Origin of the sequence: Pseudomonas sp. B6002, assembly GCF_013385985.1 — a bacterium.
GTDB lineage: Bacteria > Pseudomonadota > Gammaproteobacteria > Pseudomonadales > Pseudomonadaceae > Aquipseudomonas.
On sequence record NZ_JACAOY010000006.1, the window covers coordinates 860,665 to 876,789 of the forward strand.

Annotated in this window: 12 protein-coding genes; 9 read left to right on the plus strand and 3 right to left on the minus strand. The window is 62.4% G+C overall.

All coding sequences use genetic code 11. The features are described 5' to 3' along the window. Positions 1-50 precede the first annotated feature (50 nt). From mqo to fumC, 3 genes are read left to right on the plus strand one after another with little or no spacing between them, the layout of a single operon-like run. On the plus strand, positions 51-1,550 hold the full coding sequence (gene mqo / locus HX792_RS11200; protein WP_176996142.1) for a malate dehydrogenase (quinone): 1,500 nt from the start codon (positions 51-53) through the stop codon (positions 1,548-1,550). Beyond that, the gene (locus HX792_RS11205) at positions 1,543-2,805 is read left to right on the plus strand and encodes a threonine/serine exporter ThrE family protein (RefSeq protein WP_176996143.1); all 1,263 of its coding nucleotides are present in this window, start codon (positions 1,543-1,545) and stop codon (positions 2,803-2,805) included. The genes mqo and HX792_RS11205 overlap by 8 nt, the downstream gene beginning before the upstream one ends. Positions 2,806-2,808: 3 nt before the next feature. Continuing rightward, on the plus strand, positions 2,809-4,254 hold the full coding sequence (gene fumC, locus HX792_RS11210; protein ID WP_176996144.1) for a class II fumarate hydratase: 1,446 nt from the start codon (positions 2,809-2,811) through the stop codon (positions 4,252-4,254). A 47-nt stretch (positions 4,255-4,301) separates the two neighbouring features. Here the strand turns inward: fumC and HX792_RS11215 are convergent, their stop codons facing one another. After that, complete coding sequence (locus HX792_RS11215; protein WP_176996145.1) at positions 4,302-6,911, minus strand: hypothetical protein; 2,610 nt, start codon at positions 6,909-6,911, stop codon at positions 4,302-4,304. Positions 6,912-7,366: 455 nt separating this feature from the next. On the opposite strand from HX792_RS11215, the gene HX792_RS11220 reads away from it, so the two are divergent. After that, positions 7,367-8,689 carry an OprD family porin gene (locus tag HX792_RS11220; RefSeq protein ID WP_176996146.1) on the plus strand — a complete coding sequence of 441 codons (1,323 nt, stop codon included), beginning with the start codon at positions 7,367-7,369 and terminating at the stop codon, positions 8,687-8,689. Here the strand turns inward: HX792_RS11220 and HX792_RS11225 are convergent, their stop codons facing one another. After that, positions 8,690-9,166: a helix-turn-helix domain-containing protein gene (locus HX792_RS11225; protein ID WP_176996147.1), complete on the minus strand. Its 477-nt coding sequence runs from the start codon at positions 9,164-9,166 to the stop codon at positions 8,690-8,692. It lies immediately after the preceding gene. Positions 9,167-9,273: 107 nt separating this feature from the next. Between HX792_RS11225 and fabF the strand changes: the two genes are divergently transcribed. From fabF to HX792_RS11240, 3 genes are all read left to right on the plus strand, one after another. Beyond that, positions 9,274-10,542, plus strand: a complete 1,269-nt coding sequence (fabF, locus tag HX792_RS11230) for a beta-ketoacyl-ACP synthase II (RefSeq protein WP_176996148.1) — start codon at positions 9,274-9,276, stop codon at positions 10,540-10,542. 64 nt (positions 10,543-10,606) lie between these two features. Further along, positions 10,607-10,987, plus strand: a complete 381-nt coding sequence (locus HX792_RS11235) for a RidA family protein (protein WP_176996149.1) — start codon at positions 10,607-10,609, stop codon at positions 10,985-10,987. Between the two features lie 437 nt (positions 10,988-11,424). Next, positions 11,425-13,404, plus strand: a complete 1,980-nt coding sequence (locus tag HX792_RS11240; protein WP_176996150.1) for a U32 family peptidase — start codon at positions 11,425-11,427, stop codon at positions 13,402-13,404. A 96-nt stretch (positions 13,405-13,500) separates the two neighbouring features. Here the strand turns inward: HX792_RS11240 and HX792_RS11245 are convergent, their stop codons facing one another. Further along, entirely contained in the window at positions 13,501-14,406 is a 906-nt protein-coding gene (locus tag HX792_RS11245; protein ID WP_176996151.1) for a DMT family transporter, read from the minus strand. A gap of 109 nt (positions 14,407-14,515) precedes the next feature. Between HX792_RS11245 and HX792_RS11250 the strand changes: the two genes are divergently transcribed. Both HX792_RS11250 and HX792_RS11255 read left to right on the plus strand, forming a co-directional pair. Next, positions 14,516-14,956: an Lrp/AsnC family transcriptional regulator gene (locus HX792_RS11250; RefSeq protein ID WP_176996152.1), complete on the plus strand. Its 441-nt coding sequence runs from the start codon at positions 14,516-14,518 to the stop codon at positions 14,954-14,956. Positions 14,957-15,056: 100 nt separating this feature from the next. After that, the gene (locus HX792_RS11255; RefSeq protein ID WP_176996153.1) at positions 15,057-15,905 is read left to right on the plus strand and encodes an NmrA family NAD(P)-binding protein; all 849 of its coding nucleotides are present in this window, start codon (positions 15,057-15,059) and stop codon (positions 15,903-15,905) included. Positions 15,906-16,125: the final 220 nt, after the last annotated feature.

Genomic DNA, 16,125 nt, shown 5'->3' on the forward strand with positions numbered 1-16,125 from the left:
AACTAACAACGCTTTCAACGCTGTTCAATCCCTACTGAAGGTGAATGCCCATGCCCAACGCAACAGTGTCTAGAACCGTCGACGTGGTCCTGATCGGCGCCGGCATCATGAGTGCCACGGTCGGTTCAATGCTCAAGGAGCTGGAACCTGGCCTTGAGGTGGCGATGTACGAAGCGCTGCACGATTGCGCCCAGGAAAGCTCCGATGGCTGGAACAACGCCGGCACCGGCCACGCGGCCAATTGCGAGCTGAACTACACCCCGCTCAAACCCGATGGCAGCGTGGACATCAGCAATGCCCTGGAGGTGAACGTCGAGTTCGATGTTTCCCGCCAACTCTGGACGTACCTGGTGCGCAAGGGCGCGATTGCCGACCCCGCCGCGTTTATCCATGCCTGCCCGCACATGAGTTTTGTCACCGGCGAAGAGAACCGCGACTTCTTGCGCAAACGCTACGCAACGATGTCGGCCCATCACTGCTACCACGGCATGGAGTACAGCGAAGACCCGAGCGTGATTGCGGGCTGGGCGCCGCTGGTGATGGAGGGGCGTGACCCCAAGACTGTCGTGGCCGCCACCCGCATGGCCACAGGCTCGGACGTCGACTATGGCGCCCTCACCCACCTGCTGGTTGGGCAACTGGCGGAGCAACCTGGCTTCAGCGTGCACTACCAGCACCAGGTCGTTGACCTGAGCCGAGGCGATGACGGCCACTGGCGGGTCAAGGTCAAGGACCTGAGCACCGGCAACACCGAGATCACCCAGGCCAAGTTCGTGTTTATCGGCGCCGGTGGCGCTTCGATCGAGCTGTTGCAGAACGCCGGCATTCCCGAGGGCCATGGCTATGCCGGCTTCCCCGTAAGCGGTATCTGGCTGCGCTGCGATGTGCCGGAAGTTGCTGCCTGCCACCAAGCCAAAGTCTATGGCAAGGCGCCCCACGGGTCGCCACCGATGTCGGTGCCGCACCTGGACACGCGCATTATTGGCGGCAAGCGCTCAATGCTGTTCGGACCCTATGCCGGGTTCTCCAGCAAATTCCTCAAGTCCGGCTCCTTCCTGGACCTGTTCAAGTCGATCCGCCCGGCCAACCTCGGGCCGATGCTGGACGTGGCCGTGCACAGTTGGGACCTGGAAAAGTACCTGATCAGCCAGGTGACCCAGACCGCCGATGAACGCTTCGCCTCGCTCCAGGAGTTTTTCCCCCACGCCCGCCAGGCCGACTGGAAAGAAGCCGTGGCCGGCCAGCGCGTGCAGATCATCAAGCCGACTGGGCACGGCGGTGGCCAACTGGTGTTCGGCACCGAGCTGATCGCCGCTGAGGACAAATCCATCGTGGCCTTGCTCGGCGCCTCCCCCGGGGCCTCTACCGCCGCGCACATTGCCCTGCAAGTGCTGCAAAAATGCTTTGCCGACAAACTCACGGCGCAAGCCTGGCTGCCGCGCCTGAAAGAAATCATTCCTACCTACGGCGTCGACCTCAAGACCGACGGCGACGCCCTCCGTGCCTCCCGCGCCGACACCGCGCAGGTGCTGGGCCTGCAGAATGTCTGAGGTGTCACTGGCGCGTGCGGCGCACCTCACGGCGCGTCTCGGGCGGATCCTGCTGACCCACGGCGCCGACACCGCGCATACCCAGCGCATGCTCACGGACGTGGGCCGTGCCTTGGGCCATACGGTGCAGGTGCTGGTCACGGCGGATGCGCTGCTGATCACGGTGGGGACCGAGGCGCAGTTCCAGACCAAGGTCGGGCATGCGTTGGTCGGCATGAGTGTGGACATGGGCACGCTCATGGCGTTGCAACAGCTGGTCGACAGCATTTGCCTGGGCACGCTGAAAGCCCAGGCGATTGATGCGCAACTGGACGCCGTGGAGCATGCCCCTCAAGAGCACGGCGCCATGACCATGGCCTTGGGCATTGGCGTCACCGCCGCCTCGCTCGCCCGCCTGTTTGGTGGGGAATGGTCGGTGGTGGCCGCCGCGTTTGTGGCCGGCGTGCTGAGCGCGCTGCTGCGTCGCGCCTTGGGGCGTCATGCGGTGAATGGCGTGGCGGTGGTGTTCATCACCGCACTGCTCAGCGGCCTGTGCAGCATCCTGGTGTTGCGTGCCTTCTCGGGTGCATCGCCGGTGCTGTGCCTGACGGCGGCCGGCATGATCCTGGTGCCCGGCGTGCCGTTGATCAATGGCGTGCGTGACCTGGTCAGCGGTCATCCCGGCAATGGCCTGGCGCGCATCGCCATGGGAGCGATGACGGTACTGGTGATCGGCTTCGCCTTGTTTATCGCCGCCGCCCTGCTGGGTGACAGCCTGCCGGTGGGCAGCGGCCCGGGATCGCTGCCGCTGGGCCAGGACATGCTGTTTGCGGCCACCGCTGCGGCTGGCTACGCGCTGTTCTTCAATGTGCCCTGGCGTGTGCTGTGGGTGTGCGTGCTGTGCGGCATCGCCAGCCATGGCCTGCGCACGCTGTTGCAACAGCATGGGCTGGACCTGGCCTGCGCCTCGCTGGTCGGGGCGTTTGCCGCAGGCCTGGTGGCACTGCTCGCCGGGGCACGTTTGCGGGTGCCACCCGTGGTGTTCGCCTTCCCTGGCATCGTCGCGCTGGTGCCGGGTTCCTATGGGTTCCGCGCCGGGGTCGGCGGTTTGCAATGGATGTCCCTGGGGGCCGATTCACCGCTGGTGTTGATCGCCGACACCACTTCACTGGCGATCACCACCGTGATCGTCAGCGCTGCCATTGCCGTGGGCCTGCTGCTGGCCCTGGCGGTTCGACCTGAACGCTCAATTTCCGAACCTTTATCCAAGGGGTAAGCCATGACAGACACCACATTGCGCGACATCGCCATCGGCCTTGACGCCATCGGACACCGCAGCGAATTCGACAGCATGGGCACGGTGCCGGTGCCCGCCGACAAATACTGGGGGGCGCAGACCCAGCGTTCCCTGCAGCATTTTTCCATCGGCGATGACCGCATGCCCAAGGCGGTGTATCACGCCTACGGCGTGGTGAAAAAAGCCTGCGCCCTGGTCAATGCGGACGCCGGGCGCCTGCCGCAATGGAAGAGCAACGCCATTGTGCAGGCCGCCGATGAAGCCATTGCCGGCGCGCTCGATGAGCATTTCCCGCTGTATGTGTGGCAGACCGGCTCGGGCACCCAGTCGAACATGAACGTCAATGAAGTGCTGTCCAACCGCGCGATCCAATTGCTCGGCGGCACCCTTGGCACCCAGCACCCAGTTGGCCCCAACGACGACGTGAACATGGGCCAGTCGTCCAACGACAGCTTTCCCACCGCCATGCACATTGCCGCCGTGACCGTGATCGATGAGCGCCTGGTGCCGGAACTCAACCGTCTCGCCGAGACGATTGAACGAAAAGCCCAGGGCTGGATGGACGTGATCAAGGTGGGCCGTACGCACTTGCAGGACGCCACGCCCCTGTCGGTCGGCCAGGAATGGAGTGGCTGGGCCGCGCAGATCCGCTGCTGCAGCGCCGAGATCGAGCGCAGCCGTGAGGGGCTCTACGAACTGGCACTGGGCGGCACTGCCGTGGGCACCGGGCTGAACGCACCCAGCGGTTTCTCGGCAACCATCGCGGCCAAGATCGCCGAACTCACCGGCAAACCCTTTGTGACGGCGCCCAACAAGTTCATGGCGCAGGGCTCGCTCGACGCCATGGTCCGCGCCAGTGCCGCCTTGCGGGGCGCGGCGGTGGCATTGATGAAAATCGCCAATGACATGCGCTGGCTTGCCTCTGGCCCACGTTGCGGCCTGGGTGAATTGCAACTGCCGGCCAATGAACCGGGTTCCTCGATCATGCCTGGCAAGGTCAACCCGACCCAGTGCGAAGCCATGTTGATGATCTCGATCCAGGTGATCGGCGATGACACTGCCATCGCCTTTGCCGGCAGCCAGGGCAATTTCGAGCTGAACGCGATGCGCCCGATCATCATCAACAACTTCCTGCATTCGGCGACGATCCTGGCCGACGGCTGCGCAAAGTTCCGCACCTATTCGGTGGAGGGCACCGAGCTGGACCGCGAGAAAATTCAGGGTTACCTGGACAACAACCTGATGCTGGTGACGGCGTTGTCACCGGTGATCGGCTATCAGAATGCCGCGCACATTGCCGAAGACGCCCAGGCCACAGGTTCGACCCTGAAGGCGGCGGCGTTGAAATCCGGCAAGGTCAGCGAGCAGGACTATGACCGGATCATCGTGCCTGGGGACATGGTGGGCACGGGGGTCGCTGGCGCGTAACGAAGCCCATGCACCTGTGCCGGGTGACCGGCACAGGTCATCCACGGTCAATAATTGGCGTTGGGATTACCCACGTCCACATAGCCATTTTTCGGTGCGATGATCACATCCAGTGGCGGCGGCGTCACGCCGAACCCCTTGAACTGGTCCGACAGCCCCTTGTACCAATCCTCCTGTTGTTTCTTGCGTGCATTGTCAGCCTTGATGTCGGCAATGATCGCGTAGATCAGCCCACCCACCGCCGCAATCCCGCCGACTGCGCCCGCCAGTGCACCGGCTGCGCCGCCGATGGCGCCTGCCGCTTCTGCCACGCCGGCGGCCACGGTGGTGATGCGCGGCACCACATAGGTGGCGACCTCCACCGCGCCAGCGACTGCCGACAAGCCATTGAGGCCAGCGAACGTACCCTGAAAACCCGCCGCCACCTTGTCACCGCTTTGCGCCGAGTTCTTCGCCGAAATCGCCCCAGTGACCAACCCCAGCACGTTGCCCGCGACACCGCCCAGGCTCTTGCCGACGTTCTCCACGTCTTTCACGAATTTGGGCGCATCAAACTTGTAGGTGCCCTGTTTGGTGCGATCAAACTGGTCCTGGACGAACTTGGCGCCGCCCTCCATGAACAAGCCCGCCGCCTGGAACGACTGGCCCACAGTCTGCGCGGTACTGCCGCCTTTGCCGCTGGCGATCCGGGTGCCGATGGCGCCGGCCAGCAACACCCCGGAAACCCCGTGCATCACGCCGGCCTTGTAGGTCGCGCTGACCCCGGCCGGCAGTTTTCCGCCCCAGGTGCTCTGGACCTTCTTGATAGCGTCGTCGAACTTGGCGCCGCCGCGCATGGCGTCTTCCACCGCGCGAATGCCGCTTATGATATCGGCGGTCTTGGGCGGCGCCTCGCCGGGCGGGGTGAAGGCGGCGATGTTGTCGTTGATGACTTGTTCGAGGCGCGGGTCATTGGCGCCGGTCACGCCCAGGCCACGGTAGAAATCATCGATGGACTGGCCCTTGAGCAAGTCCTCACGACCCATTTTGGCGGCCGCGTCGTTGAAGCTCGACGTGCCCGCCTGCACGGTCTTGTCATCGAGCACGGCGTCGAAGATCGCCTTGTTCACGCCGGACTGGATCACCGCCTTGTCCGCCGGCACGCCGCTGGCGATCAGGTCGTTCATCTCTTTGCCGGAGGTGATGTTGGCGTAGTCAGCCTTGACCCTGTCCTTGATCGCCTGCGGGGCATTCTCGAAGGCTTTCTTGTAGTCCGGCTGCTTGCCCAACGCCTGGGCGTAGAAGTCGGGGTATTTGATAAAGCTCGACAGCGCGTCGGTGGTGCTCACGCCTTTGGGGGCAAACGCATTTTCCAGGGCGTCGGTGCTGGATGACGCTTCCAGGCGGCGCTCCATTTCGGCTTTCAATGCCGGGTCGGCGGCGACCATTTTCTGCAACTGCTCGGTGCCCTGGGTGTTGAGGAACTGCTGGACGTCCGGGTCCTTGCTGAGCTTGTCGATACGGCTTTGTACATCGTTGATGAAGTCTTCGCGCTGCTGGCCCGGCGACTTGCCTTCGCCGGACCATTCATTGGCGCCATCCGGACCCTGATGCGCAAAGGCGTCGGCGCCAGCCTTGTAGTTGGCCAGGCCGGTGGACAGCTCGATGATCGCTGCCGTTTTATCCGCACCGCTGGCGCTGGTGTTGCCCGTGGTGAAGTAATCGGCGCCGACTTTGGACGCATCACCCCCGGCAGCCTTCACGGCGTCTTCGGTGGCCTTGGCGTTGAGGTCCTTGATCTGGTCGTCGGCGCTGTTGCCGTCCAGGCCCTTGAGGTTGTCGTAGCCGTACTTGCCAAAGTCCTGCAGGCGCCCGGCCTCGGTACCGTGGCGGGCTTCGCCGTCCTTGGTGAAGCCGTCGATCTTGCCGTTGCCCACATCGCCGCCGTCGATGTGCTTGCCGGTCTCGTCGTAGTTTTCGACGTAGTTGAGCACTTGCGCGGCGCGCCACGCGGCGTCCGGGTCGTGTTCGAAGTCACCGACACGTTCGCGCAATTTGTCTTTTACGCCGCTCTGATTGCCTAAGTTCTTGAGCAGCGGGTTGTCGTCAATGATCTGCTGGGCGCTGCGGGTGTCGCCCACCGGCCGTCCTTCACCCGGCAAGGGCAAGTGGTTGGAAGGCGCGTCGCCCTTGGGTGGGGTCTTGGGTTTGCTGACAGGCAGCTCACCCTTGAGGGTGTCCCAGCCGTATTTACCAAAGTCCTGCAGTCGCCCGGCCTCGGTGCCGTGGCGCGCATCGCCGCCTTTGGTGAAGCCGTCGATCCTACCGTTGCCGGCGTCATTGAGTTCGGCCCGCTTGATGGTGGGCTTGCCGTTTTCGTCGAGTTTCTCGATGTGTTCCAGCACGCGGCTGGCTCGGTAGGCGGCGTCCGGGTCATGTTCGAAGTCCCCCACGCGCTCGCGCAGCTTGTCTTTCACGCCGCTCTGATTGCCGAGGTTCTTGAGCAGCGGGTTGTCATCGATGATCTGCTGGGCGCTGCGGAAGTCACCCTGGGGGCGCTTTGTATCGGGACCGAGACCGTTGTCGCCCGGCTGATTGTCTACCGCCCTGGACACTGCTTTGTTCCAGTTCGCGTTATCGCCTGCGGCGGGTTTGCTATCGACCGGATTGACCTGCATCACCTATCTCCTGGTACGGCGTGGGAGACGGGATTATTGAGGGTTAAGTGCAACAGTCTTGTTACACAGACAGCATTATCGGCGCAATCATACTGCCATCACCGGGTAACGGTTATAGATGAATATTTATATAGATTAGTTTAACTAAGCATAAAAAATCCGCCGCAGAGCCTGCGGCGGCAAACCAAAGGTTTTTGTCGAAGCAGAGCGGCTAAGACCTGTTCAACGCTACACCTGTGGCCGATTAAACATAGTGAAGTTTAATTAATCGAGTTTAATCATCCACAGGGCTGCAGGCCGCGCAGTCTGTGCTTAGAATCAGCTTCGGCACTCACGCCGAACACAATAAAAACGGCAACGCCTCACTTCAAACCCTGCCCATAAAACCTATGCATTAACCAAATAAAGTGCGGTGTTTCTGTGCGCGCGTTAATTATTCCGGGGAAGTAAACAACATGATCAAACAGTGGAGCCTGTTAACACTGGCCGTGTGCGCCAGTATCAGCCAAGCGGCCTTCGCCGAGTCCGTCAGTGACCAGGCCGATTCCAAGGGGTTTATCGACGGCAGCAGCATCACCGGCCTGTTGCGCAACTACTACTTCGACCGCGACCGACAAAGCGGCAAGGCCGACAACCGCGACTGGACCCAGGGCGCAATGCTCAACTACGCCTCGGGCTTCACCCAGGGCACCATCGGGTTTGGCGTGGATGCCTATGCCTATGGCGCCATGAAACTCGATGCCACTCACGCCGACGCCGGCACCGGCGAATTGCCGACCGACCGCAATGGCGACCCCAAGGACGGCTACGGCTCAGTGGGCGCAGCGGTGAAGATCAAGATTTCCAAGACCCAGCTCAAGTACGGTGACATGCAGCCCACCGCACCGGTCTTCGCCACGGGGGGCACGCGGATTCTGCCGCAGACCGCCACCGGCTTTGACCTGACCAGCAGTGAAATCGCCGGCCTGGACCTGGAAGCGGGTCACTTCACCCGCACCAACAGCGGCATGACCAGTGACCATGAGCACGACATCTACGCCACCTACGCCAACGTTGCGGCCAAGAGTGCGAGTTTCGTCGGCGGCAAATACACCTTCACGCCGTCCTTGAGTGCGACGGTGTACGCCGGTGAGCTGGAAGACATCTGGCGCCAGTACTACACCAACCTCAACTATGTGTTGCCGTTGGGTCATGACCAGTCGCTGGCACTGGACGGCAACCTGTACCGCACCCTCGACACCGGCAGCGCCAAGGCCGGTGCGATCAACAACACCACGTATTCGTTGGCGGCGGCCTATTCGTTCCTGCAGGCCCATACCCTGACGCTGTCGTTCCAGAAAGTGCACGGCGACACGCCTTTCGACTACATCGGCACCGGCAACAATGGCGCTGGCGAAGGCGGCGACTCGGTGTTCTTGGCCAACTCGATCCAATGGGGTGACTTCAACGGCCCGGGCGAACAGTCCTGGGGCATTCGCTATGACCTGAACATGGCGAGCTACGGCGTGCCGGGCCTGAGCTTCATGACCCGCTACGTCAACGGTACCGACATCAACGGCACCCACACCCCGGCCAACAGCGCCTATGTGGGCGACTACGGTGCCGACGGCGACCATCACGAGACCGATGTGGAAGCCAAGTACGTGCTGCAAAGCGGCCCCGCGAAAAACCTGTCGCTGCGCGTGCGCGATGCGATGGTTTCATCCAACGCCGATCAGCGTGACGGCAAGCTCAATGAGCTGCGCCTGATCGTCGACTACCCGTTCACCCTGCTGTAATCACGCCGGGCTCAGCCGTTGGCGCATGCCTGCGCTGGCGGCTGGACCGGCCTGCACCACGCACTGCTCAAACGGCACCAGCGCACCTTCGGCGGTGGCCATCATCGGCTGCACCGGCAGGCCTGTGTCACGCTGCACCACCTCGACACTCCTGCCCTCCTCGGCAAAATGCCGATTACCCCACGCCACCAGCGACATCAGCACCATGCCGAAGTCCTCACCCCTGGCGGTGGGCACGTATTCGTAACGCGGTGGCCGCTCGCTGTAGGCCCGACGCTCCAGCATGCCCGCCTCCACCAAGCCATTGAGACGACGGGTCAACATGTTCGGCGCGATGCCCAGGCTGCGCGAGAACTCATCAAAACGCCGCAAGCCATGCAACGCATCGCGCATGATCAACATGCTCCACCACTCCCCTACCCGTTCAAGGCTGCGGGCAATCGGGCATTCTTCACTGACAAGGGATTTGCGTTGCATCGGCGTTCCTGTGTGCGAGTACAAACTTGTGTGACGCCATGTTACTTTCATGATGATAGTGACGTCCATAGGGTCTGTACCCTCAACGCAACCGGAGTCGATTGATCATGAGTAAACGTATCGTGGTGACAGGCATGGGCGCACTGACGCCGTTGGGTGCCAGTGTTGAATCCACCTGGCAACGCTTGCTGAACGGGCAATCGGGCATTCGTCGCCTGCCGGAAGAACTGATCGGCGACCTGGCCGTCAGCATCGGCGGCCAGGTGCAGAGCGTGGAGCAGGATCCCCAAGCCGGTTTTGACCCGGACCGACTGCTGGCCGCCAAGGAGCAACGCAAGATGGACCGCTTCATCCTGTTCGCCCTGGCGGCGGCGGATGAGGCGTTGAAGCAAGCCGGCTGGGCACCGAAGACGGTCGAGGAACAGGAGCGCACCGCCACCATCATTGCCTCGGGCGTGGGCGGCTTCCCGGCGATTGCCGATGCCGTGCGCACCACCGACAGCAAGGGCCCGCGTCGCCTGTCGCCGTTCACCATTCCGTCGTTTTTGAGCAACATGGCGGCCGGGCACGTGTCGATCAATTATGGTTTGAAAGGCCCATTGGGCGCGCCTGTGACCGCCTGTGCGGCGGGCGTGCAAGCCATCGGTGACGCCGCGCGAATGATCCGTGCCGGCGAGGTGGATGTGGCCGTGTGTGGCGGTGCCGAAGCGGCGATCCACCGGGTCAGCCTGGCGGGTTTCGCGGCGGCGCGGGCGCTGTCCAGCGACTTTAACGACAGCCCCGAGCGCGCCTCCCGCCCGTTTGACCAGGCGCGCGACGGCTTCGTCATGGGCGAAGGCGCCGGCATCCTGGTGATCGAAGAACTGGAACACGCCCTGGCCCGTGGCGCCCAGCCGATTGCCGAGCTGGTGGGTTACGGCACCAGTGCCGATGCGTATCACATGACCGCCGGCCCGGAAGATGGGGACGGTGCACGCCGGGCGATGACCCAGGCGCTGCGCCAGGCCGGTATCGAACCTGCGCAAGTGCAATATTTGAATGCTCACGCCACGTCCACACCGGTCGGCGACAAAGGCGAACTGGCAGCAATCAAAACCGTATTCGGTGCAAACGGCAGCCCGGCGATCAGTTCGACCAAATCCGCCACCGGCCACCTGTTGGGTGCTGCGGGCGGTATTGAAGCGATTTTCACCGTGCTCGCCCTGCGTGATCAGATCGCCCCGGTCACTCTCAACCTGGAGAACCCCGACGCGCTTGCGGACGGCCTCGACATGGTGCGCGGTGCAGCGCGGACGATGCCAATTGAATACGCGCTATCCAACGGCTTCGGCTTTGGCGGCGTGAATGCCAGTGTGCTGTTCCGCCGCTGGGCGTAGTTTGCCCCTGCGGTCATTTTCGGGGACCATGGCGCCTTTCTGAACCTGCCAACGAGAGGCGCCCATGGCCAACCACGACCTGCACTACACCCCGGACCCCGACGCCGATTCGATTTCTTCCGATGTGATTGGCTTCAACGGCATCCTGGTCTCCACTCAGATCCCGACCCGCGCCGACGGCAGCCTGGAGCTGGGCGATATCACCCTGCAAAGCGAATGCACCCTGCAAGCCCTGAAAGTCGCCCTGGAAAAGGCCGGCAGTTCCATGGACCGGGTGATGCACCTGACCATCTACCTCACCGACATGGCCGATCGCGCCGCGTTCAACGAAGTCTACAAGCGCTTCTTCGCCAAACCATGGCCGGTTCGCGCCGCCGTGGGCATAGCCGCCTTGGCGGTACAAGGCATGCGCGTGGAAGTCACCGCGATGGCGGCCAAGGCCTGACGCCAATCCACTGTGGGAGCTGGCTTGCCTGCGAAAGCGGTGAAACAGCCAATAGAGATATCGTCTGAACCACCGCCTTCGCAGCCTCGCTAAAGCTCGACAGCTCCCACAGGTGACCGCGTCCCCCCTTTGAAATGCGCTCACAATGTGGGAGCTGGCTTGCCTGCGAAGGCGGTGGTTCAGCCAATACAGATAGCGCCTGATCCACCGCCTTCGCAGCCTCGCTAAAGCTCGACAGCTCCCACAGGGGACCGCGTTCACCCTTTGAAATGCGCTCGACTGTGGGAGCTGGCTTGCCTGCGATGGCGGCCGCACGGCCAATACAGATATCCCCTGACCCACCTCGCCAAAGCCCGACAGCCCTGCGGTAGATGCTGCCCAGGCATTTCGCGGCTACAATGCGCGCCTCAACCGTGACAAGCCTGACTAAAAAAACTATGTCCTTGCCCAAGCATCACCTTGAATTGCTCAGCCCTGCCCGCGATGTCGCCATCGCGCGGGAGGCTATCTTGCATGGCGCCGACGCCATCTACATCGGCGGCCCAAGCTTCGGCGCCCGCCATAACGCCTGTAACGACGTCAGCGATATCGCCGGGCTGGTCGAGTTCGCCCGCCGTTACCACGCGCGCGTGTTCACCACCATCAACACCATCTTGCATGACAACGAACTGGAACCGGCGCGCAAGCTGATCCATCAGCTCTACGACGCCGGCGTTGACGCCTTGATCGTGCAGGACATGGGCGTGATGGAGCTGGATATTCCGCCTATCGAGCTGCATGCCAGCACCCAGACCGACATCCGCACCCTGGGGCGCGCCAAGTTCCTCGACCAGGCCGGTTTCTCCCAGTTGGTCCTGGCCCGTGAGCTGAACCTGCAGGAAATCCGCGCCATCGCCGACGAAACCGATGCCGCCATCGAATTCTTCATCCACGGCGCGCTGTGTGTGGCGTTCTCCGGGCAGTGCAACATCTCCCACGCGCAGAATGGCCGCAGCGCCAACCGTGGCGACTGCTCCCAGGCTTGCCGCCTGCCGTACACCTTGAAAGATGACCAGGGCCGCGTCGTGGCCTTTGAAAAACACCTGCTGTCGATGAAAGACAACAACCAGAGCGCCAACATTCGCGCCCTGGTCGAAGCCGGTGTGCGTTCGTTCAAGATCGAAGGCCGCTACAAGGACATGGGCTATGTGAAGAACATCACCGCCTACTACCGCCAGCGCCTCGATGACGTGCTCGAAGATCGCCCGGACCTGGCCCGCGCATCCAGCGGCCGTACCGCGCATTTCTTCCTGCCCGACCCGGAAAAAACCTTCCACCGTGGCAGCACCGACTATTTCGTCACCGACCGCAAGGTCGACATCGGCGCCTTCGACACCCCGACCTTCACCGGCTTGCCGGTGGGTGTGGTGGAAAAAGCCGGCAAGCGTGATCTGCAAGTGGTGACCCATGAGCCACTGTCCAACGGCGACGGCCTCAACGTGCTGATCAAGCGCGAAGTGGTGGGTTTCCGCGCCAACATCGCCGAGCCGAAAGGCGAGTTCGAGGAAGACGGCGAGAAGCGCTATCGCTACCGCGTCGAGCCGAATGAAATGCCAGCCGGCCTGCACCAGTTGCGCCCGAACCACCCGCTGAACCGCAACCTGGACCACAACTGGCAACAGGCGCTGCTCAAGACCTCATCCGAGCGCCGCATCGGCCTGACCTGGGCTGCTCGTCTGCGCGAAGAACAGCTGGAAGTGACCGCCACCAGCGAAGAAGGCATCAGTGCCAGCGTGACCCTGCCCGGCCCGTTTGGCGTGGCCAACAAGCCGGAACAGGCGCTGGACACCCTGCGTGACCTGCTTGGCCAGTTGGGCACCACCGAATACCACGCCACGAACATCCAGCTGGATGCACCGCAAGCGTTCTTCATCCCCAATTCGCAGCTCAAGGCCTTGCGTCGCGAAGTGATCGAGGCGTTGACAGCTGCCCGTGTGGCCGCTCACCCTCGTGGCGGACGTAAAGCCGAGACCACACCACCACCGGTGTACCCGGAGGCGCACCTGTCGTTCCTGGCCAACGTCTACAACCAGAAAGCCCGCGACTTCTACCACCGTCATGGGGTGAAGCTGATCGACGCGGCCTTCGAAGCCCACGAAGAAACGGGCGAAGTGCCGGTGATGATCACCAAGCATTGCCTGCGGTTTTCGTTCAACCTGTGCCCTAAACAGGCCAAGGGTGTGACGGGGGTGAAAACCAAGGTCGCGCCGATGCAGTTGATTCATGGCGACGAAGTGCTGACCCTCAAGTTCGACTGCAAGCCGTGCGAAATGCATGTGGTCGGCAAGATCAAGGGGCACATCCTCGGCCTGCCACAACCCGGCAGTTCGGTAGAGCATTTCAACCCCGAAAACATCATCTTCCAAGGCACCCACTAACTGTAGTGAGCGGGCTTGCCCCGCGCGGCGGTGTGTCAGACGTAAAAGAGGCGCCTGGCACACCGCTGCGCGGGGCAAGCCCGCTCACTACAGAGGTTATTGGGGTTTGTGGGGGGTTAGACTTTTTACCGCAAGGTTCCAGGTCCAACCACGTTGCAGGCCAGCGGCGGCGAAGAGAATCGCCACCACGCCCAGCCATTGCAGCCAGCCCAGGCGGTGCCCGAAGGCAAACCAATCGACGAAGATCGCCGCTATCGGGTAGATAAACGACAGGGCGCCGGTCAGTGCCGTCGGCAGTTTCTGGATCGCGCCGTACAGCAACACGTACATCAAACCGGTATGCACCATCCCAAGGGTCACGAGCGCCGCCCAGGCATTCGGCGCAGCAGGCAAGCTATGCCAAGGCACCAGCGGCGCCAGCAACACGGCACCGGTTGCGACCTGAATCAACGCCATCAAATGCGGCGGCACCTCCTTCAAACGCTTGATGATCAACGCGGCAATCGCATACAAGAACGCCGCCCCCAACGCCAGCGCGATCCCCGCCAGATAATCCCCTCCACTCTGCTGCTCGCCATGGGCGGTCACGATCGCCAGCATGCCGAGGAACGCCACGCTCAACCACGCCAGCTTCAACACGGTGATCTTCTCACCGAGAAACACCGCCGCCAGCAGCACCAACATGAACGGCTGCACGTTGTACACCGCTGTGCTGATGGCGATGGACGCATGGGAATAGGACTCGAACAACAGCAACCAATTGCCCACGATAGCCACGCCACTGAGCACCGCCAGCCCGACCTTGGCCCAACTGAGCAGGTCCAGGCGCAGGTAACCGAGCACGGCGCACACCAGCAGCAGCGTCAGTCCGCCGATCACACAGCGCCAGAACACCACTTCGATCACCGACACGCCCGATACCAGCACAAACCAACCAATGGTGCCGGAGATCAGCATGGCGGCGATCATTTCCCACGAACCGCGACGGATAGATGTGTCCACGATGGAAGCTCCTCAAGTGAGGCTCAATTATGGCAATCTGCTCGGCAGCGCCTCCAGCGACTAAAAAAGGCAAACCCTTCGATTCACCTTTTCTTATTAGGCGGGCACCATGCTTGACACCATCGACCAGCAACTGATCGCCGCCCTGATGGACGATTCGCGATTATCCCTCAAGGCCTTGGCCGGCATTACCGGGCTGTCTTCGCCCAGCGTCGGGGAACGCCTGCGCCGCCTTGAAGAACGCGGCGTACTGACCCACTACACGGTCGACATCGACCCCAAGCACTTCGGCTATTTGCTACAGGCCATCGTGCGCATCCGCCCACTGCCCGGCCAATTGCAGGAGGTGGAACGCCAGATCCAGGCGATCCCGGAGTTCACCGAGTGCGACAAGGTCACCGGCGACGACTGCTTCATCGCGCGCCTGCACGTGCGCACCATGGAGCAACTGGACACCCTGCTCGACCGCCTCAATCACTACGCCGAAACCAATACCGCCATCGTCAAGAAGACCCCGGTGAAACGACGTTTGCCCCCGCTGGCGCATTGATGATTTTGAGTCACTTGCGCAGTGACTTGATCGCTATTCTGTCAACAGTCGACGGTCTTTATGCTGGGCTCCACTCATTGGAACCACAGGTGTAAAGCTCATGTACGTGATTACCGGTATTACAGGCAAAGTCGGCGGCGCCCTGGCACGCAATCTCCTCAAGGCGGGCCAGCCCGTTCGCGCCGTGATTCGCGATGAGGCCAAGGCGGCCTATTGGGCGGACCTGGGCTGTGAAGTGGCGTTTGCCCGGATGGAAGATGCCCAGGCACTGACCGCTGCCTTCAAAGGCGCGACCGGTGTGTTCATCCTGCCGCCACCAGGGTTTGACCCACTGCCCGGCTTCCCGGAGGCCCGTGCAGTGATCACCGCCGTGAGCCAGGCCTTGCAGGCGGCTGCGCCGAAGAAGGTGTTGTGCTTGTCGACCATTGGCGCCCAGGCCGAGCAGGTCAACCTGCTGACCCAGCGCACCCTGATGGAACAGGCCCTCGGCGCCCTCGATCTGCCGGTGACCTTCCTGCGTCCGGGCTGGTTCATGGAAAACGCCGCCTACGACCTGGTCACGGCCCGTGAAACCGGGGTGATCCACAGTTTCCTGCAACCCTTGGACAAGGCCGTGCCGATGATTGCCACGGCAGATATCGGTGTACTCGCGGCGCAACTGCTGCAGCAGGACTGGTCCGGGAAGCGAGTGGTGGAATTGGAGGGGCAATGGGTCAGCCCCAACGATATTGCCCAAACGCTGGCGCAGATACTCGGCCGTGAGGTATGGGCCAAGGTGGTTGAGCGTGATACCTGGGAAACCCTGCTGCGCTCGCAAGGCGCGCAAAACCCGTTGCCACGCATGCGCATGGTGGACGGTTTCAACGAAGGCTGGATCTGTTTCGAGCATGAACATGTGATCAAAGGCAGCACACCGCTGCTGACGGTATTGCGTGAGCTGGCCCGCTAAAACCACCACCGGTTTGCCGGCGATTGCGGGGGTTCAGTTGGCATCTTCGCTGACAGACATTCCGCCATCGCTGGCAAGCCAGCTCCTACCGTTCGATATGTGAACGGCTCAATTAAAACCACCATCGCCACCTGTAGGAGCCGGCTTGCCGGCGATGGCGTCAGGTCAGCCACCAAATGAGTCGGCCGGGCCACCGCAATCGCCGGCAAGCTGAACTGGT